We start from the raw sequence: 22,644 nt of genomic DNA on the forward strand, positions 1-22,644 counted from the left end.
CCGGCTCGTCGGTGTGGGCGAACATCACCTCGCGCAGGGGCTGTTCCAGCAGCGGATCGAAGTGCGCGCAGATCTCGTCGAGCGCGGCCGCGAACACAGCGAAGACGGCGTACAGTTCGCGCCCCATCCCGGCCCGCTGACTGCCCTGCCCGGAGAACAGAAACGCCAACTGACCGGCCGGCACAGCCCCCCGGCTCCGTACGATCCGGGACGCGGGCTCTCCCGAGGCCAGAGCCGTGAGCCCGGTCAGCAGGCTCTCCCGGTCTCCGCCGAGGACGACCGCCCGGTTCTCGTGGGAGTCGCGTGACGTCACCAGCGACAGCGCCACGGCGTCCGCGTCCAGCTCGGGCCGGTCCGCCACGAACGTCCGGAGCCGCTCGGCCTGCGCCCGCAGGGCGTCCTCACCACGGCCGGAGACCATCCACGGCACCACCGCGCCGGCACGGTCCTCCGCACCCCTGCCACCGGACGCGGAGCCGGGCCCGGTCACCGGCATCCCCTGAAGGACCATGTGGCAGTTGGTGCCGCCCATTCCGAACGAGCTGACACCCGCGAGGGCCGGCCCGGACTCCGGCCAGTCCGACAGCGACTGCTGGACACGCAGGTTGAGCACGTCCAGCGGGATGCGCGGGTTCGGCGTCTCGAAGTGGAGACTGGCGGGGATCTTGCGCATACGCAGGGACAGAGCGGTCTTGAGGAGGCCGACCATTCCGGCGGCGCCCTCCAGATGGCCCACGTTCGTCTTGGCCGAGCCGACCGTCAGCGGCACTCGGCGGCCGGAGGCCGTGCCCAGGACATCGCCCAGGGCCGACGCCTCGATGGGGTCGCCGAGGGCGGTGCCCGTGCCGTGCAGTTCGACGTACTGGACGTCCGCCGGGTCGATGCCCGCCCGCTCGTACGCCAGCCGCAGCACCTCGCTCTGAGCGGCCGCGCTCGGGACCGTGAGGCCGTCGGTCGTGCCGTCGTTGTTGAGCGCGCCGCCGCGGATCACGCAGTAGACGCAGTCGCCGTCGGCCAGGGCCCGCGCGAGAGGCTTGAGGAGTACGACCCCGCCGCCCTCGCCGCGGACATAGCCGTTGGCGCGGGCGTCGAAGGTGTAGCAGCGGCCGTCCGGTGACAGCCCGCCGAACCGGTGGGCGGCGAGGGCGCTCTCGGGCACGATGTTGAGGTTCACACCTCCTGCGACGGCGAGTTCGCAGCTGCCCGAGCGCAGGCTCTCGCAGGCCTGGTGGACGGCGACCAGACCGGAGGACTGCGCGGTGTCCACGGTGAGACTGGGACCGCGCAGCCCGAGGGTGTACGACACCCGGTTGGCGATGAGGGCGCGCTGTGTTCCGGTCAGCGAGTGCTGGGTGACGGCGGACAGCCCCTGCCGGTTCAGCAGCACCGAGTAGTCGTTGGCGACCGCCCCGACGAAGACCCCTGTGCGGCTGCCCCGGACCTGCCGCAGGGGGACGCCGGCGTCCTCGAAGGCCTCCCACGACAGTTCCAGCATCAGCCGCTGCTGGGGGTCCATCATCGAGGCTTCGCGCGGGGATATGCCGAAGAATGCGGGGTCGAACTCGTCCACCCTGTCGAGAAATGCTCCGTGCCGTGCGGCTGGCGGAAGTTCCTCGTTCCAGCGGTTTTCGGGCACTTCGCCGATCGCATGCCGTGCGTCTCTCAGCAGTTCCCAGAACGCGCTCTTGTCGGGGGCCTTCGGGAGCCGGCAGGACAGCCCCACAATGGCGATTGCGTCATCCGGTGTCCCGACCTCGGTGAAGCCGTCGCGGAATTGAGACATGCGACCGTGATCCCCCATTGAGTGAAATGCGTGAGACAGCCCCCTGCGCCACACGCAAAGGCAGTGGCCGACTGTAATCAAATGATGGTTGGCCCTTACACCCCTATCGATCCCCTAGTGACCGCTGAAAGACCCCGGGAGCAGGGGCGGAAGCACAGAGGCGTACGGGTCTCCCGCGCGGGAGACCCGTACGCCTCGACGTCGCTTCAGGCGGACGGAGCCTGCACGGAGAGCGAGTGCCGGAACACGTTCCGCGGGTCCCAGCGCGCCTTGACCGCCTGGAGCCGCGGGTAGGCGCCCTTGTAGTACAGCTCGGACCACGGCACCCCGGAGGTGTTCCACTCCGCGTCCGCGAGGTCGGCGTCCGGGTAGTTGACGTACGCCCCGTCGGCCGACCCGCCGGGCACCGGTACGCCGCCGGTGCCCGCGTACACGTCCCGGTACAGCTCGCGGAGCCACCGCTCGTGGACCGGGTCCTGCGCGGGGTCCTCCCAGGTCGTCACGTACACGATCTTGAGGACGGAGTCCCGCTGGGCCACCGCCGTCCGGTTGGCGGGGACGGCGTTGACCTTGCCGCCGTAGGCGATCAGCGCGACGACCCCCGCCGGATTGTCGTAGTCGGTGCCGGTCAGGTGGGTGTACAGGGTGCCGATCTGCCGGTCGTCGAAGCTCCGGCGCGCGTACGCCGCCTTGATCTTGGCCCGGCCGGTCATGTCGCCGTCCCCGGCGATCCCGGGCCAGCGCGTCGAGTGCAGCCACGGCAGCCGCCGGGTGTCGCTGAACGGCTGCACCCCCACACCCTCGGACACGGCTGCCAGGTACGTCTCCAGCCGCTTCTCCGCGTCCGGGCCGGTAGCGTCGAGCTGTGTGGTCATCGCGAGGACACCGGACTGGCTGCGGGTCAGCGCCAGCACGCTGTAGAGGTCGCACCAGGGGGAGTCGGGGCCGCTGTTCTGCTCGAACCACCTGCCGTGATTGCGGACCAGCCGCGCGAAGGCCGCCTCGTCCAGCCCCTCCCAGGGCCACGCCGTGGTGTTGAGGAGCACCTCGGAAGGTGGCCGCGGCAGCAGGCGGCCGGGCTCCGGCGGAACGTCCGTGTCGGCGGTGCGCAGCCAGTACCTGACGACCACGCCGAAGTTGCCGCCGCCGCCCCCGGTGTGGGCCCACCACAGATCATGGTGGGGATCGTCGGGCTCGCGCGTCGCCCTCACGGTCCGCGCATCGCCCGACTCGTCGACCACGACGACCTCGACCGCGTGCAGATAGTCGACGATCGAGCCGTGCATCCGCGACAGCGGGCCGTATCCCCCGCCGAGGATGTGCCCGCCCGCACCCACGTCGGGGCACGCCCCGCCCGGCAGCGTCACGCCCCACACCCGGAACAGCGTCTTGTAGACCGCGCCCAGCGTGGCGCCGGCCTCGACGACGAACGCGCCGTGCTCTGCGTCGTATCCGACCGCCGACAGCCGCGACATGTCGATCACCACACGCACGTCGGGATGCGCCACGAAGTCCTCGTAGCAGTGCCCTCCACTGCGCACCGCGACTCGCTTCCCCGCCCGTACGGCCCGGGAAAGGACCCGCTCTATTTCGGCGGCCGAACCCACCAGATGTATCTCGTCCGGCTCGCCGACGAAGCGCAGGTTCTCACCCCGTCGTAAGTCCTCGTACCTGATATCTCCGGGGGTCACGGGATTGATGTGTTTCACCCTGCTTCTCCTGCCTTCCAAAAGGGACGGCAAACCGTCCTGTTGCGGTCGGATACTAATCCACCGGCCCTGGAGGGTAATGGGTGAGATCCGGGGTGAGGGGAAGCAGTGCGATGGGCGCGACGGCGGTGTGGTCAGTGCCGGGCGAAACCGGCCCGCGGCGCGTTTCGACGGCGCCCGCACCACCGCCGGCATCCTGGACGACCTGGCGGCGCTGCGGGACATCGTCGTGGTCGGCGAGGGCCCCGACGAGGTCGGCTTCCTGCGCGACGCCGACGAGTCGGACGGGCTGCGGGTGGTGAACCTGGACGGCGAGACCGTCCGACTGACCTCCCGTACGGTGACCATGCCCCACCCGGTCCTGCTCCCCGACCTGGAGGAACTGCGCACCTTCGCCGCCGAGTTGGACGTCGTCCAGGGGGTGGAGCAGATCCACCGGGCCACCTGGCACATGCCGGGGGAGACCGACGGCGGCGGCGCCGACGTGGTGACCGAGTTCGCCGGCGCCGAGTACCGCTCCTGGTTCCACCTCTCCTCCCGTGCCACCTCCCTCGGTTACCAGGTCTCCCGGGGCAGCATCGTGCACCGCGTCCGCGACGCCGGGCGCGTCTTCACCGCGTCCGTCGGCATGAGTGACCCCTACACCGAGGACAGGGCCTGGACCGGCGGCCTGACCTGGAGCCACGGGGAGGAGGACCGGAGCCTTCCGCTGCGCGAGATCGGTCCGGTCGCCTGGTCCGAGGGCATGCGCATGGCAGCGGCCCTGCACGCCGGCCGCACCGTGCCCACGGACGGCACCGAGTGAACGCCACAGCGGAACGCACCCCCACGAAAGGCACGCGATCATGAGCGACGGCACGACACGGGACGGGGCGACGGCAGAGGTGGAGGAACTGCTGCGCGCCGGTGCGGTACTGCCGCCGGGCACCACCGGGGGAGGCGACCGGGCCGTGCCCGTCTTCGCCCGCGCCTACCGGCATCCGGGCCTGGACGACCGGATCGTCGTACGCCTGGCGCCCGCCGACCCGTCCGGCACGGAGCCCGCCGCGGATGGTCCGGCGGGCGGGGACGGCGGGGGTCTCCTCGGACTGCTTCCCGTGGGCGGGCCGGTCGAGGTCGGTGTCGGGCAGCACCGGGCCATGGGCTTCCCCGAGTGGGTGCTGGTCCGCCACCCCTCCGACGGCCATCTCGCGATGTCCCTGGTCGATGAGATGAACAGCGTCGCGCGGACGGTGCGCTCCCGGGCGAAAAAGGCCCGCGCCACCTACGAGTCCATCGGCGCGCGCCTCGCGGGCTCCGTGCCGCACTTCCTGCCCACCTTCTACGAGGAGGCCGGCCGGGTCTTCCTGGCCGCCGGCGAGAAGGCCTACGCCTCCCAGATGTTCGTCAACGCGCGCAAGGCCGAGACGGCCCACGCCCTGCCGTTCGACGAGGCCCGTATGGACGCGGTGTTCCTGGAGTACGCCCTCGCCGACGCCATGCCGACCAAGGTGCTCTCCAGTTACGCCAAGGGTCTGGCCTCCCGGGTGCCGGCCGCCACCGCCTTCCGGCACCTGCGCGGGCTCTTCGTCCGGCTGGCCGCGCACGGCGTGGCCCCGTCGAGCCCCGGCGCCGGTGATCTGCGCAGGCTGGCGAAGGCCGTGGCGGGAAAGAACGCGCTCGCCGAGGAGATGGCCTACCTGCGCGAGGTGCTGCCGCTGCCCGGCACCCTCCGGGCACCGCCCGGCTGGTGGAAGGCCCACCGGGCCGCCCTGGTGGAACTGGCCCGGCGCGAAGGCGCCGTCCGCGGCACCCTGCTCGGCATGCTCCCCTCGGGATGGGAGCACGAGGAGCTGGGACAGTGGCTCGACCTGCTGGAGAAGACCGGCGCCACCGAGGGCCTGTGCGACGCCGCGCTGCCCGACGAGGCCCGGTCGCCCGACGGCACGGCCGGCTGGACGCGCAGGTTCCTCGCCCTGTGCCGCACCGACGACTGGCGGCTCGCACCACCGGAGCTGTACCCGCTCGTCGACCGCATGGCCGACCCCCTGCGCGCCGAACTGGCAGCCGAGGGGGGTACGTTGCCGCCCCCCGTCAGCGACGTCGACCTCCTTGACCAGCTCCTCGCCCTGCGCATCCCGGTCGCCGATCCCGCGGAGCGCCCGTGGCTCAACCTCCAGGGCTGGGCGGCCCGCGACACGCGACGCGACCTCGTCGCACTGGAGGCCGACCCCCGCTTCCGCGGGATCTTCCGCAGCGGCTGCCCCAGTTACGAGCGCGAGGGAATCGACAGGCGCACCGTGACCCGGCTGGCCGAGTCGGCCGGCGGGCGCCCGATGCTCGCCGAGTGGGTCGCCGAGGTCGGCCGCCGCTACCTCACCAGCGAGCTGGGTGACTTCGCCGGCTACAGCGGTCCGTTCGAGTCGCTGCGATGGCTGCCCGGGGAGGTCCTGGCGACGGCCGAGCAGGAGCTGCGCGAAGCACTGGCCACCGGCATGGCGCCAGGGCTCGCCCGCGCGCTGCGGGGCGGCATCCTCGACGAACTGGGCTGGCCCGCCTGGGACGAGGCGATCGGCCGGCCCGCGTCGCCCGAGAACGCGCGGAGCACACGCGTGGGAGAGGCCTGGCCGCACCTGATCGTCTTCCGCGGCGACCGAGTCCGGGTGGTCGGCCCGCAGGGCACGGTCCTCAGCCACGAGATGCGCCTGCCCGACGCGTCGACGCGCTGGGGCACCGACGCCCGCTATGCGGACGGCGGGTTGCTCGTCTTCTGGAAGGGCTACTCGCACCAGGACGGCTCGCACGGCTACTGGTACGACGCCGACACCGGAGCCCACGCCCCCGCGGAACTCGACGGCGACGTCGGCTCCCCCTATGCCTGCCACGCGGACGGGACCGGCGGGAGCAACGGCATGCCTCCCACCTCCCTCCCGCTCCCCGGCGGCGGTCGGACCACCGGGTACGGCGTGCTGCGGCGGGGCGACACCCACGTTCCGCACCGACGCCCGGTGATCGGGGACGGCACGTCGTACTGGGTCTGGGTCAGGGACTGGGCCGACGACGGCAACAGCGCCTGGTTCGCGTACGACCCCGACGGCGGCCCGGTGGGGGAGCGAGGCGTGCCGGACTGGTTCGAGGAGGGACTGCGCGCCGCCCCGGAAGGCAGCACCCTCGACGGTGCCTGGCTGCTGCCGGCCCCCTCCGCCGTACCGGGGCCGATGTGCGCCCCGGTGGACGGGGTGCTCGGCTGGAGGGTGGTCGCCCTGCCCGACGGTTCGCGGCGGGGCGAGGACCTGGCGGGCCGCTCGGTCCTCGTGCCGTCCGGCCGCGGCGGGAGCGTCGAGCACGCGCTGGTGTTCCCCGGCGCCGACCGGACCGTGACCGTGGTGCGCTGGTCCAACGACATCCAACTGTGGGACGCCCAGGGCGCGGTGCTCGCCGAGGTGAGGCGCGGCCAGACAGCCGGCCCCTTCTCCGCCGGCACCCCCCTGCTGCCGCCCCTGCGCTACTGGCCCCTGCTGCAGCCCCGCGACCCGCAGGGATCCATGGCGCTCCGCCGGATCGGCGACGACCTCGCGGCAAGGCTGTTGACGGCGGCCCTGGCCGAGCCGCCCGGGGACGACACCGAGGACCGGGACGGGGTGCTCGGCCCCGTCCGCACCCTGCTCCCGCAGGTCGGCCACGAGGCGCTGCTCAAGGGCATCACCGGCGTGGTGCGCTTCGCCGCCGAGCAGCAGCGTGTCCTGGACGCCGCGCTCGCCCGGCTGGACTCCGCGGTGCGGGGCGTCGCCCCCGAGGAACCGCGGCCCGCGCTCGGCGACCGCTTGCTCGCCTCGGCACTCAACGGCGTCGGACTGACCGGACGGGACGGGCGCGGGTACTACGACTTCCAGCGCCGGCTCTTCGGCTTGCCGGAGCTCCTGGCCCGGTCGATGCGGGGCCTGTCCGAGCCGCACCCCGCGGGCACGGTGCACCTGTCGCTCGCCAAGCAGGAGCCGCTGGAGCACCTGAACGCGGTGGCCCTGCCCGAACTCCCCGCCGTACTGGCGCTGAGAGCGGCGTCGCAGGCCACCGTCGAGGAGCACCGGCGGGCCCTGGACACCTTCCTCAGCGAACTGGACGCGCACGGCCTGAGCGAGCCGGACCCCGCCCACTGGCGCCGGGTCCACCTGGCCTTCGACCCCGGCACGTTCGACGGGCCGGGCGCCACGCACGGATACACGAAGGGGACCCTGCTCGACCTGGGCGGCGGCGCGTTCCTCGTCTTCCCGGACGGCTGGTACCAGTTCGTCCGCGAGTACGGCGACTACGAGGACAAGGGCAAGCACTACGGCGCGCTCCACCACGACCCCTCCGGCCGCTTCGAGACACCGGCCCCTCACACGCTGGTGTCCGAGGAGCCCTTCGTGCCCGAGGCGACCCGGCCACCGGGCTGGGTCGCCGCCTTCCGCGCCGAACTGGCCGAGCGCGGCCCCGCGCCCTGGCGGCCCGAGGCCGCCGAGGAGTTCGCCCGGCTCACCGGCGTCACCCCGACCACGGCCCGGCTGGTGCTCGCCGGGATGCCGCAGATCGACGACAAGCGCGTGGCCGTACCCTCCGCGACGCTGAAGGTCATCGGCGTGAAGTCGGCCGACGCCCGCGTGTCCAAGGAGGAGCTGAGGTCCCTCGACAGCGGCGCCCTGCGGGCCGTGGTGGCGGCCCTGCTGCCCACCGAACCGGCCCGGCTCTGGACCCACGGCCCCGACGCGGCCCGCGCGGCCGAGGTCTGGAACGAGCGGCTGGGCCGGCGCACCCCGCTGCCCGAGGAGGTGCTCCACGACGCGGTCCACACCGTCGAGCCCGTGGGATGGGCGCCCGCCGACGCCCTGCGGGGCTTCGTGGACCGGGCCACCGAGCCCCGGCTGACGAAGGACCTGACGTGGAGCGTGGGCCGCTACTCCGTCGTGAACGACCAGAACACGCCCGGCTTCGACGGATCGGTCCTCAAGGGTTCGGTGGCCCTGGCCGCGTGGCTCGCCCACCGGCTCCCGTCCGGCGACCCGCTGCGGGCCGCCCTGCCCGGAGTCCTGACCGCGCTGCGCGAGCGGCTGGCCCACCCCGGCCTGCTGCTCGCCCTCGACCGGCGGGGCGTCGACTGGGATGCCTTCCGCCGGGCCGCCGGTGACCCCGAGGAGAGCGGCGACGGGTTCGAGCGCCACGGCGCGGTCGTGCTGGGCACCGAGCGGACGGAACCGCTCCCGGCCATCCGGCCGGCGCTCCTGGACGCCGCCGGTCACGACCCCCACCTGGCGGCGGTGTTCACCGGCGAGCGGCCGAACGCCCAGGAGACGGCACTGCGCCTGGTCCACGACCGGGCCTTCGCCGAGCTGCTCGCCGACCCGGGCCACCCGATGGCCGGCGAACGCGACGCGGACGGGCTCTGGTGGCCCCAGGACCCCGCCCGCTCGGTGCCCGACCTGGTCGGCGAGGCGGCCAAGCGGTACGGCATCGGCGAGGACGCCGCCGTCCTGTACCTGATGCTGCTCGCCATGCCGGACCCCACCGACCGCAACACCGCACGCTGGACCGGCTGGGGCGGGCAGCGCGGCGGCACCGCCCGGCTGCGCGCCGCCCGGGCCGAACTGGCCGCCACCGACCTGGTGGTCGAGGGCAGTCGTGCCAAGGCCGGACGCTCGCTGTTCCTGCCCGGCGGCTGGACCCAGCCGGGCAATCCGCACCTGCCCCTGGAGCGGTGGAAGCTGCCGATGTACGACCTGCTCGACGGCGAGTCGCCCGTCCTGGGCGTCCTCGTGCCCACCCGGCCCGTCGCCGGGCTGTACCGGGAGGCGTGGCGGCGCGTCCAGGACGGGGACCGGCCGCGGCTGGAGGAACTGGAGGTGCCGCGACCGCGGAAGCGTCGCCGCTGACGGCCACCGGGGGAGGGGGCCGTCGCCGCGCGCGGCCGACCTCCCCCCTCCCTTCAGTCCTTTCCGTCCGATGCCCGGCCGGTCTCCGCCCGATGCGCGGCCGGGGGCCGTCCGATCCCCCGCCCCACCACCAGCGCGACCACACCGGGAGCCATGACCGCACGCGAAGAGACCGCCGCTCGGACCGCCGCACCGGCGGCCCGCACGGAGCCGAGTCGTCCCTGCCGCCGGGCGCCGCCGGGGGGACGGCCGGTGTCGACGTCGAGGAGCTGTGGGACCGCACCGTCGAGGCGCTGGCGCCCGGCAGCCCTCCCGAGGCCGTGCGGCGCGCCGCCCTCGACTTCGGGCGGGCGCTGCGCCGGGAGGAGGCGGCCCGCGCCGGTGTCGCGCCCGGTGACCTCGCCCGCGAGGCGCACATGCGCCGGGTCCTCGCCGCGCGGGAGGGGCGCCGGGTCGCGGCGGTGGTCGGCGCCTTCCACGCGCCCGCGCTGGCCGAAGGAGGCGCCCCCGGGAAGGGGGAGGAGACCGGGTCCGACACGGGGCCGGAGCCGGGAGCGGGACCCCCGGTCGTCACATCGCTCGTGCCGTATGCCTTCGCCCTGCTGGACCCCCGTTCCGGCTACCCGGCCGGTATCCGCGCTCCGCGCTGGCGGCAGGCCGTGCTCGACGCCGATGGCGACCCCGACCGCATCCGCGACGCCGCCGCCCGGTTTCTGACCGAACTGTGCCGGGAGATCCGCTCGTCCGGTGACACCGCGGGCACCGGCGAGGCCGTCGAGGCCCTGCGGCTGGCCTGCGATCTCGGCACCCTGCGTGGTCTGCCCGCCCCCGGCTGCGGGGAGTTCCTGGAGGCGGTGACGTCCGTACTCGGCCGGGGCCGGTCCCCCGACCGGGAGCTGGGCGCCGTCCTCGTCGGCTCGGCCCGCGGCCACCTCGCGCCCGGCACCCCCCGCTCCGGCCTCGGACCCTGGGTGGAGGCGGAACTGGCCGCACTTCGGCTGCCCCGCCCCACCGACCCCGGGGCCCGGGACCTCCGGCTCACGCCGCTGCGCTCCGCGCTCGACGCCCGGCGCGAGATCCTCCTCCAGCGCCTGAGGGAATGCGGGGTGGGCCATGCGGAACCCGTCGAGGTGTCCGCGGTGAGGGAGGGCAGCGCCCTCACCACCCGCTGGCGGGCCGCGTGGACCCCGTCGGTCGCCGCCCGCCTCGACCTCGTCGGCGTCCGAGGGGTCACCGCCGCCCAGGCGGCCGACGGCACCCTCCGGGAGAACCATCGCAGGGCGGCCGAGTCCGGCCGGGTCGCCCCGGCCCGGGTTGTCGCGCTGCTGGACGCCGCGGCCCGGTGCGCGCTCCCGGATCTGCTCCAGGACGGCCTCGCGGAGGCCAAGCGGGTCCTGCCGGACACCGCCGGACTGCCCGAACTCCTGGGCGCCCTGGACCTGTTGGAGTCCATCCGGCGTCGGCACCTCCCCGGCACCACCGAACGCGTCCGGGCCCGGGCGGCCCGGCTCGCCGACCTCCTGCTGGAGGCCGCCGTCCGCGTCCTGCCGGGGCTGGCCGGCAGCGACGAGCCCCGCGACGCCGTCGCCCTCGTCACCCTCGCGGTCCGCAGCGCCGAGGACCGGCTCGGCCTGCGCCTCGACGGCGAGCTCCACGCCCTCGCCCGCACCGGCTCCCCGCTCCTGCAGGGCGCCGCCCAGGCCGCCCGGGTACTGCTGGACCTCGACGGCTCGGACCTGCTGGGCGCGAGGCTCGCCGGCTGGGTGGACACGGCGACGGGACCGGACGGCCGGCGCCGACTGGAACGCCGGCTCACCGGGGTACTCGTCGCGGCCGGGCCGCTGATCGAGGCCGCGTCCACCGCCCTCGGCCCGTTCTTCGAGCGCGTGGAGACCATGGGCGACCGTGACTTCCTCGACCGGCTGTACGCCCTGCGCGGTGGTTTCCGGGCGCTCACAACGGGAGGGCGGACCCGTGTGCTCGCGGCCGTCTCCGACCGCCTGGGCGACCGTCCCGACCTCGGGCTCCCCGCGCCGGCCGAACTGGTCGGGCGGTGGGCCGCGGCCGACGGCGAGGGGTACGCCCTACTGCGCGACCTGCGGCTGGCGGACCTGGTGCGTGCCCCGGCACCGGCACGCACCGGGGCGGCTGCGGATTCCACGCCGCCGGTGGGACGCCCCGCCGCCCAGGCCGTGCACGGGGCCGGAGCCCCACGGCTCGGCCCCGCCGACCGCTGGCGGCTGGTGCTGGGCCGCGACACCGCCCGACTCCCGGACGCCCTGTGGCCGTACGCCCGCGCCCTCGACGAACTGTTCGCGCGCGACGGAGAGGAAGCGGGCGGGGAGAACGGGGAGAACGGGGAGAAGGGGGAGATCGGGCAGAACGAGGGGAATGGGGAGACGAGGTCGGGCGGGGACGACGGGGACGGCGACGGCGCCGACGACGACCGGACCGGCGGCCGGGAACGGGGCTATCCCAGCGTCCGGCACTGGGCCGAGGACCTCCGGGCGCTCTTCGGCGCGGACGTCCGGGAGGAAGTCCTCGCGCGTGCCGTCGCCGACGGACGTACGGAGGCCGTCGACCTCCTCGACGCGGCCACCGCACGCCCCTCCGTGGAACTGCTGTCCACCGTGCTGTCGCTGGCCAGGGGGATGCCCGAGCAGCGGCTGGCCCGGCTGCGGCCACTCGTGAAGCGGCTGGTCGAGGAACTCACCCGGGAACTCGCCGTCCGACTGCGCCCCACCCTGACGGGCCTGACCACCCCGCTCCCCACCCGGCGCCCCGGCAGCCGCGCTCGGCGCGGTGGCCGCCCGGCGTCCCCGCGACACCTTCGGGCGCCCGGCCGGGGACGACCGGGACCACTACGCGGCCCAGTGGCTGGCCACGGCCGTCTACCTCGCCGGTACGGAGGCGGCCCTGGGACGCGGCCTCTGGCACGGCTGACCCCACCGGGCCGGCGGGCGGCCCGGCGTCAGCGCTCCAGTTCCTTGTGCGCCGTCTCCGGCAGCCCCAGGTACACCAGCGAGGACAGCAGGCACAGCACGGCGACGTACCAGGGGAAGAGCCCGGAGTGCCCCAGGTCCTTGAAGAGCGTGCCCACGTACGGTGCCGTCCCGCCGAACAGCGCCACCGTGAGCGAGTAGGGGAAGCCGATCCCGGCCGCCCGCACCCGGGGCGGGAAGACCTCGGCGTTCACGGCGGCGCTGATGGAGGTGAAGCCGGTCAGCAGGACCATCCCGGCGCACTGCACCAGCAGCAGCACGGCGAAGGAGTCGCGCAGGGAATGCAGCAGCGGCACGCTCAGCAGCGCGAACCCCACGCCGAAGAAGAGCAGGAGGGGGCGGCGCCCGAACCGGTCGGAGAGCAGGCCGCCGAGCGGCTGGAGCAGGCCGAAGAAGGCCAGCGAGATCGTCCCCGCGAGCAGCGCGTCCGACGTGGCGACGCCCGCGTTGAGCTCCGCGTACGTCGGCAGGTACGACGTCCAGGTGTAGTAGGCGATGGTGCCGCCCGCGGTGATGCCGCAGATCAGCAGGGACTCGCGCGGATGGCGGCGCAGCGCCTCGAACAGGGCCGGACGGGGCGCCCGTTGCTGCTCGGTGCTGCGGGTCTCCTGCGCGCCCTGCCGGATCCAGAAGCCGACCAGGCTGAGGACGGCGCCGAACACGAAGGGCACCCGCCATCCCCAGCCGTTCATCCGGTCCTCGCTCAGCGTGTCCACCAGCAGCGTCGCGATCCCGGACGCCACCAACTGCCCCGCCGTGGTCGAGACGTACTGGAAGCTGGAGAAGAGGCCGCGGCGGCCCGGCCCGGCCGACTCCACCAGGAAGGTCGTCGAGGCCGCGAACTCACCGCCCACCGACAGGCCCTGGAGCAGCCGCGCGAGGACCAGCACCACCGGGGCGAGCACGCCGGCCGCCGTGTACGTCGGGGTCAGCCCGACCAGCAGACTGCTGCCGCCCATCAGCAGGATGGTGACGGTCAGCGCCGCCCGCCGCCCCCGCCGGTCCGCGATCGCGCCCATCAACAGCCCACCGACGGGCCGCATGAAGAAGCCCACCGCGAACACGGCGAACGTCGACAGCAGCGGCACCAGCGAGTTGTCCGCGCTGTCGGGGAAGACCTGGTCCGCGATGTAGGTGGCCAGGAAGGTGTAGGCGTACCAGTCGTACCACTCCACGGCGTTGCCCACCGAGGCGGCGAGGAGCTGGCGTGCGGGTCGTCGGGTCGGGGGTGCCGGTGCCTCCGTGTCCATGCCTGTCATGATCGCGACCATCCCCGTACGGCGGGCCCGGCACACCTCGCGTACCGGTGACTTTCACACCAGCGCCACCGGACCCTTCCCTGACGTTTGCTGCTCCTGGAACACTCCTTTCGCGCGCATCGAGTCATCACCCGGCACCGTTCGGCCGGTTGAACCCCCCTGCAAGGCGAGAGGTCCCACACCCATGGCCGAAGTCAACCGGCGCCGATTCCTCCAACTCGCGGGCGCCACAGCGGCGTTCAGTGCCCTGTCGGCGAGTATCGACCGGGCGGCCGCGCTCCCGGCGAACCACCGCTCGGGGTCGATCGAGGACGTCGAGCACATCGTCGTCCTGATGCAGGAGAACCGTTCGTTCGACCACTACTTCGGCAGGCTGCGCGGTGTCCGCGGCTTCGGCGACCCGCACCCGGTGCGGCTCGACGACGGCAGGTCGGTGTGGCACCAGCGCAAGGGCGACGGCACGGAGGTGCTGCCGTTCCACCCGGAGGCCGACGACCTCGGCATGCAGTTCCTCGAAGGGCTCCCGCACGGCTGGTCCGACGGGCAGGACGCCTACCACAACGCCAAGTACGACCGGTGGCTGCCCGCCAAGGGCACCACGACCATGGCGTACCTGACCCGTGAGGACATCCCCTTCCACTACGCGCTCGCCGACACCTTCACCGTCTGCGACGCCTACCACTGCTCCTTCATCGGCTCCACCGACCCCAACCGCTACTACCTCTGGTCGGGGCACACCGGCAACGACGGCGCGGGCGGCGGCCCGGTCCTCGGCAACGACGAACTCGGCTACGACTGGACGACGTACCCCGAGCGCCTGGAGGCGGCCGGGATCTCCTGGAAGATCTACCAGGACATCGGCGACGGCCTGGACGCGGCCGGCTCCTGGGGCTGGATCGACGACGCCTACCGCGGCAACTACGGCGACAACTCCCTGCTGTACTTCAACAAGTACCGCAACGCCCAGCCCGGCGACCCGCTGTACGACAAGGCCCGCACCGGCACCGACGCCAGGAGCGGCGAGGGCTACTTCGACCGCCTGCGTGCCGACGTCAAGGCGGGCACACTGCCGAAGATCTCCTGGATAGCCGCCCCGGAGGCGTTCTCCGAGCACTCCAACTGGCCCTCGAACTACGGTGCCTGGTACATCTCCCAGGTCCTGGACGCGCTCACCTCCAACCCGAAGGTGTGGGCGAAGACGGCCCTGTTCATCACCTACGACGAGAACGACGGCTTCTTCGACCACGTGGTGCCGCCGCTGCCGCCGAAGTCCGCCGCGCAGGGCCGCTCCACCGTCGACGTCTCCCTGGACGTCTTCAAGGGCAGCGCCAAGCACCGGGAGGGTTTCTACGGGCTCGGCCCGCGCGTGCCCATGCTGGTCGTCTCGCCGTGGAGCAAGGGCGGCTTCGTCTGCTCCGAGACCTTCGACCACACCTCGGTGATCCGCTTCATGGAGCGCCGCTTCGGCGTCCACGAGCCGAACATCTCCCCCTGGCGGCGGGCCGTCTGCGGCGACCTGACCTCCGCCTTCGACTTCTCCCGAGGGGACAGCCGCCCGGCCCGCCTGCCGGACACCGACGCCTACGAGCCGCCGGACCGCGAACGCCACCCCGACTACCGTCCGACGCCGCCCGCGGACCCCGGCATGCCCCGGCAGGAACGCGGGACGCGCCCCACCCGCCCGCTGCGCTACGACCCGTACGTGGACGGCGCCGTGGACGCGGCGGCCGGGAAGTTCACCCTGGCGTTCGCCTCCGGGGCCCGGTCCGGCGCCGCCTTCCTCGTCACCTCCGGCAACCGCACCGACGGCCCCTGGACGTACACCACCGAGGCCGGCAAGACCCTCTCGGACACCTGGAACTCGGCGTACTCCGCCGGCGCCTACGACCTGACCGTGCACGGCCCGGCCGGGTTCCTGCGGGTCTTCCGGGGCGCCAACGAGGTCGCCGGACCCGCCGGACCCGAGGTCACCGCACGGCACGACGGCGACGACCTCCGGCTGACCCTCACCCACGCCGGCACCGGCACGGTCCGCCTCCGGATCGCCAACGCCTACGACGGCCGCACCCGGACCCTCACCGTGCGCCCCGGCGCCACCGTGCACCACACCGTCGACCTCGCGCGCAGCCGCCGCTGGTACGACGTGACGGTGACCGCCGAGGGCGAGACGGCCTTCCTGAGGCGCTTCGCGGGGCATGTGGAGAACGGCCGGCCGGGCACCAGCGACCCGGCGATCATCACCGACTGAGGCGGCTCCAGGAGCGGAACTAGAGCGGCGTGAGGTGCCCCGGCCCCGGCTGCCGGGGCATCAGCCCCGGCCCCGCCGACGCCGGGCCCTCCGGCACCGGCTCGGGCGGCGGACCGGCCGGCGGTGGACCGGCGGGCTCCGAAGTCGCCCGGCTCAGCTGGAGCACTCCCCAGGCGGCCAGCGCGGCACCGGTCAGCGCGAGGAGCACACCGCCCGCGCCGCCCCTGAGCCGCTCGCCGAGCAGGGACAGCCCGATCACGGCGGCGGCCACCGGATTGGCCAGGGTCACCACCGCCAGCGGAGCACCGAGACCGCCCCGGTACGCCGTCTGGGACAGCAGCAGTCCGCCCGCCGCGAAGGCCGCCACCAGCACGGCCACCCCGATCACCTGGACGCTCAGCAGCGGGCCCGACCGGTCGGTGACGGCGACCGTGACGGTCTGGGTGAGCGCCGAGGCGACGCCGGACGCGATGCCGGACGCCGTCGCGTGCCGCAGCCCCGGCCGGGTGCCCGGCCACGACAGCGCGCCGATCAGCGCCGCCGTGGCGCCGGTCACGGTCAGCGCCTCCGGCACGCTCAGCACGTCCTCCGGCGCGGGACCCGAGGCGGTGAGCAGCAGCGCGCCGAGACCGAGCAGCGTCAGCCCGGTGCCCCGCCACTCGATCGCGCTCACCCTCCGGCCCGCCAGCCGCGCCCCCAGGGGCACCGCCGCGACCAGGGTGAGCGCACCGAGCGGCTGGACCACGGTGAGGGGACCGTACTTGAGCGCCACGACGTGCAGCAGCGCCGCCGAGGCGTTGAGCGCGACCGCCCACCACCAGGCGCCCGAGTTCAGCGTCCGCAGCGCACCGGCGCCGGCGGCGCGCGAGGCCAGCCGCTCCTGGGCGACGGCCGCGGCGGCGTAGGCACAGGCCGAGACCAGCGACAGCAGCACGGCGACGAGGGCGGCGTTCACCGGGCCGCCCCGACCAGCTCGGGCCGCCCGGCCGACGACCGGCGCCGCACCTCGGGCCGCCGGTGGGGCGGGCCGAGGTGCGGCCGGTGCCGGTGCCGCGGCAGCCGCAGCACCGCCAGCACGAGCCCGAGCAGTGCCGTGGCCACGATCACGTCGAGCCAGTAGTGGTTCGCGGTGCCCACGACGACCAGCAGCGTCACCAGCGGGTGCAGCAGCCACAGCCAGCGCCACCGCGTCCGCGTCGCCACGATCAGACCGATCGCCACCATCAGGGCCCAGCCGAAGTGCAGGGAGGGCATCGCCGCGAACTGGTTCGACAACGTGTCGGTGCGCGGCGGCCCGTACACCGAGGGGCCGAAGAGCCGGGCCGTGTCGACCAGGCCGGTGGCACCCAGCATGCGGGGCGGGGCGAGCGGGAAGAGGAGGTGCAGCACCAGCGCGGCGCCGGTCACGGCCGCCAGGACCCGGCGGGCCCAGACGTAGTGCGCGGGCCGTCGCAGGTAGAGCCAGACCAGGAAGGCCAGGGTGGCCGGGAAGTGGACGGCGGCGTAGTACGTGTTCGCCACGTGGACCAGGGTGTCGCCGTGCAGGAGCACCGACTGGACCGCGCCCTCGTCGGGCAGCCGCAGCACGCGCTCCCAGTCCCACACGTGGTGGGCGTTGCGGAAGGCCTCGGCGGTGTGTCCCGTCGCCAGCCGGCGGCCGAACTTGTACACGAGGAAGAGCCCGGCCACGAGCAGGAGCTCACGGACGAGCGGTGGACGCGCGGTCGCGTCCGGCCCCGCTTCTGCAGGCTCACTGCGGGCATTCATCCCCCGACCCCTTCGCTGACGGTGGTGCGTGGTGGTGCGTGTGGCTCGTCGGGTACGGGGCGTGTGACGGTTCTCATCGATACGACCGCGTTCCGATACGCCAGTGTACCGATACGGTGGAGTACCGGTACACTGGCGTATCGATAGACATACGACACACTGGGTGCGGGACCGCGAGAAAGTTCCGTGGACGAGCGAGAGGGAGCGGAGCCGATGACGTCGCAGGACGCGGAGCGACCCGAAGCCGTCGGCACCTCGCGCCGCTCCAAGCTCACGCCGGAGCGTGAGCAGGAGTTCTTCGACGCCGTGCTCGACCAGCTCCGCTCCTGCGGCTACGACGCCGTCACCATGGAGGGCATCGCCGCCAGCACCCGGTGCAGCAAGTCCACGCTCTACCGGCAGTGGAAGACCAAGCCCCAGTTCGTGGCCGCCGCGCTGCGCTCCAACCGCCGGGTGCGCTTCACCGACATCGACACCGGGTCGCTCGCCGAGGACCTGCGCCAGGCGGCGGCGGCCGCGGGCGAGGGGATGGGCAAGGACACCGGGCTGCTCCAGGCGCTCGGCCACGCGGTCATGGAGGACCCGGAACTCAAGGGCGCGCTGCGCGAGGCGCTCGTCGAACCGGAGATCGCCGCGCTGCGGGCGATCCTCGCGCGCGGTGTGGCACGCGGAGAGGTGCCGGCCGGTCACCCGGCGCTGGAGTACGTGCCCGCACAGCTCTTCGGCATGCTGCGGATGCGGCCCGTCCTGGAGGGCGAGCAGGCGGACGCGGCGTACCTCGTCCGGTTCGTCGAGGCCGTCGTGCTGCCGGCCCTCGGCCTCCCCTGAGACTCAGGCCGCCGTCCACGGGATGACTGGACGGTGGCCTGCCCGCGCCGCACCGTGGGGACGGGGGCGGCGCGCACCCCCGGCCGGGTGGGACGCCCTTTGAGCGGAGGGCGCCCCACCCGGCCGACAGTTCTCCGGCGGTACCTCGCAAGGCACCGCCGGCTCGTCAGACGTCCTGGCCGTCGCCCCCGCCGTCGGTGTCCACCTTTATGCCCTTGGTGATCTCGTCGATGACCGCCTGCTCCGCTTCGGTGTCGACACCGAAGCGGACGACGACGATGCGCGAGGAGTCGGCGGGCGAGGGGAAGGCGAGCGACTCGACATAGCCGTCGGAGCCCTTGGCGGTGACCGCCTTCCAGCGGACCAGGTAGCCCTTCTGCCCGGCGACCGTGACCGCCTTGGAGACCAGTTCCTCGTGGGAGGTGATCCCGCCGTAGGACTTGCCGCCGTAGGACTCCTCGGCGTTCGCCTCGATGTCGGCCTTCGCGACCTCCTCCGCCGTGCTGCCCTTGGTGCCCAGCACCATCGCCGGAGCGGAGTAGGCGCCGCCCTTGGTACAGGTCTTGGACGTGTCGCCGGGGCACTTGTACCCGTCGTCGGACGTCACCGACGCGCCGACCTGCAACTGCTGCCCCGACCAGCCGTCGGGGATGGGCAGGCTGATGCCGCCGACCGCGTCCGTCACCGAGCCGCTGTCGATCGTGGGGGGCTCCGACTGCTCCGGCGAGTCCGGCGAGTCCGGCGCGGGCGACCGGCCGCCCTCGCCGCCGCCGCTTCCGCCGCCCGAGTCGCCGAAGGGGTCGCTGCGGTCGCCGGGGCCGCGCCGGTCCTGCTGCGAGGCGCCCGCGTCGTTGCCGCCCGAGCCGTCGTCGGTCAGCGTGTAGACGCCGACCCCGATGCCGGCCAGCACCGCCACGGCCGCCGCGACGGCCGTCGCGGTGCGCAGCCGCCGCCGTCGTGCGGACGGCGGCTGGAGGGGAACGCCCGGATACCCCGGGTGGACCGGATACGGCCCGGCCGCCGTGTCCTGCACCGGTGGCTGGAGCGGCGGCCCCGCCGGCGGCTGCGCGGGCGGGGCCCAGGCGGCGTCCGCTCCCGCGGGGCGCACCTGGCCGGTCCACGCCGTGCCGTCCCACCAGCGCTCGGTGGCGGGACCGTCATTCTTCTGTCCGGGGTCCGGGTACCACCCGGGAGGAGTCGCCTGCGTCATGGGCCCACCGTATGAGGCGTCGGTGAAAGCCGGATGAGAGGCCCCGCCGCACCCCGTCCCGGGCCCGCTCGGGCGCCGCGGGCCGCCCGGTGTTGACGGGCACTCGCCCGCGCCGCCGCAGCTGACGGGCCCGGTGCGTCGTTCACGCTTTACCGCATGTCACCCGTCACGGCAACTGGTCGGCGGAGCACCCACCACTTGCGCGCTCGGAGGGCTAGGCTCAGGCTCTGTACGTCATTCGGGCGACTCGGGGAGGTAGCGGGATGACGGAGGTTCGGCGGGCGGGCGCCGTCCCGGCCTCCCTCTGGGAGCGTGACGAGGAAGTCGCCACCATCACGCGCGCGGTGGACACCCTGTGCGCGGACCGCTCGTCGCCCGGCACCCTGCTGGAGGCCCGCGGCGAGGCCGGCGTCGGCAAGACGGCGCTGCTCGCCGAGACCCGCCGCATCGCCGAGGCCCGGGGCTGCACCGTGTGGTCGGCACGCGGCGGCGAGACCCTCAGGTCCGTCCCCTTCAACGTGGTGCGCCAACTGCTCCAGCCCGCCCTGGTGTCCATGCTCCCCGAGGAGGCCCGCGAGTACCTCGGCGACTGGTACGACATCGCCGGCCCCGCCCTCGGCATAGCGGACCCCGGTGAGCGGCAGGCCGACCCGCAGGGCGTGTGCGACGGCCTGGTCGCCGCCGTGCGCCGGCTCTCCCGGCGGGAGTGGCCGCTGGTGCTGCTCATCGACGACGCCCACTGGGCCGACCAGGAGACCCTGCGCTGGCTCGCCGCCCTCGCCGAACGGCTCGACGAGACCTCCGTCCTGGTCGTCATCGCCCGCCGCCCCGGCGACGTCAGCGGTGACAGCGCCCGCCACCTGGACGCGGCCACCGCCGTCGGCCGGCCCCTCGCCCGCTGAACGCCCTCACCCCGGACGCCACGGCCGGACTCACCCGCGCCACGCTGGGCGCACACGCCGAGGCCGCGTTCTGCCGCGAGGTGTGGGCCGTCACCGGCGGCAACCCCTACGAGACCGTCGAACTCCTCGCCAAGGTCCAGGACAGCGAACTGCAGCCCGTCGAGGCGGAGGCCGCCGAGCTGCGCGCCCTGAACCGATCCGCACGCGGCGGCGGTCTCGTCGCCCGCCTGGAACAACTCGGCGTCGACTCCACCCGCTTCGCCTGGGCCGCGGCCATCCTCGGCGGCGGCATCACCGTCGACATGGTGGCCAGGCTCGCCACCCTGGACCGCGCCGACGCCGCCCGCTGCGCCGAACTGCTGCGGGGCGCCCGGATCCTGTCCGTCCCCGAGGCCACCGCCGGGCAACCGGGCGCGGGCGAGCTGGAGTTCGTCCACCCCCTGATCGCCACCGCCGTCTACAACTCCATCCCCGACGCGCTGCGCACGGCGATGCACGGCATAGCGGCCCAGCTGGTCGCCGACTCCGGGCTCGGCGCGGCGGCCGCCTCCCGGCACCTGCTCCAGGTGTATCCCGACGACGACCAGGAGGTCGTGGCCCAGCTGCGCGAGGCCGCCCGCGAGCACCTTGCCGTCGGAGCCCCGGACGCGGCCCGGCGCTGCCTCGAACGGGCCTTGCAGGAACCGCCGCTGCCGGAGTCCCACGCCCGCGTGCTGTTCGAACTGGGCTGCGCCACGCTCCTCACCGCGCCCGCCACCACCATCGGTCACCTGCGCACCGCCCTCGCCATGCCCGGGCTGGACGGCGAGCAGCGCGTGGACGCCGTCTTCCGGCTCTCCCAGGCCCTGCTCCACAACGACCAGCTGGAGGAGGCCGTGCGCACCGTCGAGGCGGAGGCCGCACGCAACCCGGACCCCTCGGCGCGGCTGCGGCTCCAGGCCGCCCAGTACATGTGGGAGGGCATCCACGCGGGCGAGACCTCCTCGCCCCACCGCTCCGCACGCCTGGCCGAACTCGCCGCCACCTGCACCGGCCGCGACAACGCCGAGCGGGCCCTGCTCATCCTGCGCGGCTTCGACGCCATGACCCACGGCGAGAGCGCGGAGGAGGTCGTCGAGCTGTGCGACCGCGCCCTCGTCAACGGCCGCCTCGCCCCCGGACTCGGCTGGACCGACACCGAGTGGGGCCTGGAACTGCCGATGATGCTGGCCAGTTCCTACGCCTACGCCGACCGGCTCGACCGCGCCGAGGCACTGTTCACCGAGGCCCTGCGCGCCTACGAGAGCGCGGGCTGGAGCGGTGGCCACCTCGCCCTCGCCCACGCCTACGTCGGTCTCGGCCACCGCAGGAGGGGCCGCCTGAGGGAGGCCGAGCAGTCCCTGCGCGAGTCCCTGCGCATCGCCGAACGCGTCGGCCGCGGACTGCCGCTGTACTGGTCGGCGATCTGCAACCTCATCGACACCCTGCTCGCCCGCGGCCACGTCGAGGAGGCCAGGACCGTCGCCGACCAGTACGGCTTCGCACCGCCGTACCCGTCGACGATCGTGCTGCCCGACCCCCGCCCGGTGCGCGGGAGGCTGCTGCTGGCCACCGGCCGCACCAAGGAGGGCGTCAACGAACTGGAGGCCGCGGAGAAGGCGGCCGCCGCGCGGGGGCGGCACAACCCGGTGGTCGTCCCCTGGGCGACCGAACTGGCCCGCGCGCTGGCCACCGAGGATCCCGGCCGCGCCGCCCGGCTGGCCACCGACGCCCGCCGCCAGGCCGAGCGCTTCGGCACGGACACGGCGATAGGAGAGGCCCTGCGCTGCGCCGCCGCACTGGAGACCGGCCAGCGCGCGGTCCGGCTGGCCGCCCAGGCCGTCACCTACCTGGAGGCCTCACCCTGCCAGTACGAGCACGCCGCCGCCCGCGTGGAGTACGGCATCGCGGCCCGCTCGGCGGCCGAACTGAACCGGGGCCTCGCGCTGGCCGAATCCTGCGGCGCCGACGGACTCGCCGCCCGCGCCCGCGAGGCCCTGGCGGTGATGGGCCACGCGGACTGAGGGCACCCG

The 22,644-nt window shown here is 74.2% G+C and carries 10 protein-coding genes and 2 pseudogenes; 6 read left to right on the forward strand and 6 right to left on the reverse strand.

Going from position 1 to position 22,644, the window contains the following annotated elements; all coding sequences use genetic code 11:
* Both IE94_RS0129880 and IE94_RS0129885 read right to left on the reverse strand, forming a co-directional pair.
* The coding region (locus IE94_RS0129880) for a type I polyketide synthase (protein ID WP_280922735.1) at window positions 1-1,783 on the reverse strand (1,783 nt) is incomplete at its 3' end.
* Window positions 1,784-1,989: 206 nt separating this feature from the next.
* Window positions 1,990-3,474, reverse strand: a complete 1,485-nt coding sequence (locus IE94_RS0129885) for an FAD-binding oxidoreductase (protein ID WP_209441096.1) — start codon at window positions 3,472-3,474, stop codon at window positions 1,990-1,992.
* Window positions 3,475-3,571: 97 nt separating this feature from the next.
* Here IE94_RS0129885 and IE94_RS36220 point away from each other — a divergent pair, with 97 nt between their 5' ends.
* From IE94_RS36220 to IE94_RS0129900, 3 genes and pseudogenes are all read left to right on the forward strand, one after another.
* Window positions 3,572-4,297 (forward strand): DUF4132 domain-containing protein, encoded by a 726-nt coding sequence (locus IE94_RS36220; protein ID WP_167343983.1) that lies wholly within the window; start codon window positions 3,572-3,574, stop codon window positions 4,295-4,297.
* Window positions 4,298-4,337: 40 nt separating this feature from the next.
* A complete protein-coding gene (locus tag IE94_RS0129895; RefSeq protein ID WP_030190409.1) occupies window positions 4,338-9,377 on the forward strand; it encodes a hypothetical protein in 5,040 nt (1,679 codons plus the stop codon).
* 92 nt (window positions 9,378-9,469) lie between these two features.
* Window positions 9,470-12,214, forward strand: a pseudogene (locus IE94_RS0129900) (DUF5682 family protein); the annotation flags it as partial.
* A gap of 134 nt (window positions 12,215-12,348) precedes the next feature.
* On the opposite strand, the gene IE94_RS36225 reads toward IE94_RS0129900, so the two are convergent.
* Window positions 12,349-13,650, reverse strand: a complete 1,302-nt coding sequence (locus IE94_RS36225) for an MFS transporter (protein ID WP_037923918.1) — start codon at window positions 13,648-13,650, stop codon at window positions 12,349-12,351.
* Window positions 13,651-13,822: 172 nt separating this feature from the next.
* On the opposite strand from IE94_RS36225, the gene IE94_RS0129915 reads away from it, so the two are divergent.
* Window positions 13,823-15,886 carry a phosphocholine-specific phospholipase C gene (locus IE94_RS0129915; protein WP_030190418.1) on the forward strand — a complete coding sequence of 688 codons (2,064 nt, stop codon included), beginning with the start codon at window positions 13,823-13,825 and terminating at the stop codon, window positions 15,884-15,886.
* A 19-nt stretch (window positions 15,887-15,905) separates the two neighbouring features.
* Here IE94_RS0129915 and IE94_RS0129920 read toward each other — a convergent pair whose 3' ends face one another.
* Complete coding sequence (locus tag IE94_RS0129920) at window positions 15,906-16,841, reverse strand: DMT family protein (protein ID WP_030190420.1); 936 nt, start codon at window positions 16,839-16,841, stop codon at window positions 15,906-15,908.
* On the reverse strand, window positions 16,838-17,653 hold the full coding sequence (locus IE94_RS0129925; RefSeq protein ID WP_030190422.1) for a phosphatase PAP2 family protein: 816 nt from the start codon (window positions 17,651-17,653) through the stop codon (window positions 16,838-16,840). Before IE94_RS0129925 ends, IE94_RS0129920 begins: the two co-directional genes overlap by 4 nt.
* Before the next feature lie 213 nt (window positions 17,654-17,866).
* Between IE94_RS0129925 and IE94_RS0129930 the strand changes: the two genes are divergently transcribed.
* A complete protein-coding gene (locus tag IE94_RS0129930) occupies window positions 17,867-18,481 on the forward strand; it encodes a TetR/AcrR family transcriptional regulator (protein ID WP_030190424.1) in 615 nt (204 codons plus the stop codon).
* A 166-nt stretch (window positions 18,482-18,647) separates the two neighbouring features.
* Here IE94_RS0129930 and IE94_RS0129935 read toward each other — a convergent pair whose 3' ends face one another.
* Window positions 18,648-19,691: a DUF2510 domain-containing protein gene (locus IE94_RS0129935; protein ID WP_030190426.1), complete on the reverse strand. Its 1,044-nt coding sequence runs from the start codon at window positions 19,689-19,691 to the stop codon at window positions 18,648-18,650.
* A 263-nt stretch (window positions 19,692-19,954) separates the two neighbouring features.
* Here IE94_RS0129935 and IE94_RS36230 point away from each other — a divergent pair.
* Window positions 19,955-22,635 (forward strand): annotated as a pseudogene (locus tag IE94_RS36230) (ATP-binding protein).
* The last annotated feature ends 9 nt before the right edge of the window (window positions 22,636-22,644 follow it).

The organism is Streptomyces violaceorubidus (assembly GCF_000717995.1).
GTDB classification, from domain to species: Bacteria; Actinomycetota; Actinomycetes; order Streptomycetales; family Streptomycetaceae; genus Streptomyces; species Streptomyces violaceorubidus.

Bases quoted from the DNA above. Each gene is read 5' to 3' on its own strand.
- IE94_RS0129930 (WP_030190424.1), top strand. From the start codon at position 17,867: ATGACGTCGCAGGACGCGGAGCGACCCGAAGCCGTCGGCACCTCGCGC.
- IE94_RS0129925 (WP_030190422.1), bottom strand. From the start codon at position 17,653: ATGAATGCCCGCAGTGAGCCTGCAGAAGCGGGGCCGGACGCGACCGCG.
- IE94_RS0129915 (WP_030190418.1), top strand. From the start codon at position 13,823: ATGGCCGAAGTCAACCGGCGCCGATTCCTCCAACTCGCGGGCGCCACA.
- IE94_RS36220 (WP_167343983.1), top strand. From the start codon at position 3,572: ATGGGTGAGATCCGGGGTGAGGGGAAGCAGTGCGATGGGCGCGACGGC.
- IE94_RS0129935 (WP_030190426.1), bottom strand. From the start codon at position 19,691: ATGACGCAGGCGACTCCTCCCGGGTGGTACCCGGACCCCGGACAGAAG.
- IE94_RS0129895 (WP_030190409.1), top strand. From the start codon at position 4,338: ATGAGCGACGGCACGACACGGGACGGGGCGACGGCAGAGGTGGAGGAA.
- IE94_RS36225 (WP_037923918.1), bottom strand. From the start codon at position 13,650: ATGGTCGCGATCATGACAGGCATGGACACGGAGGCACCGGCACCCCCG.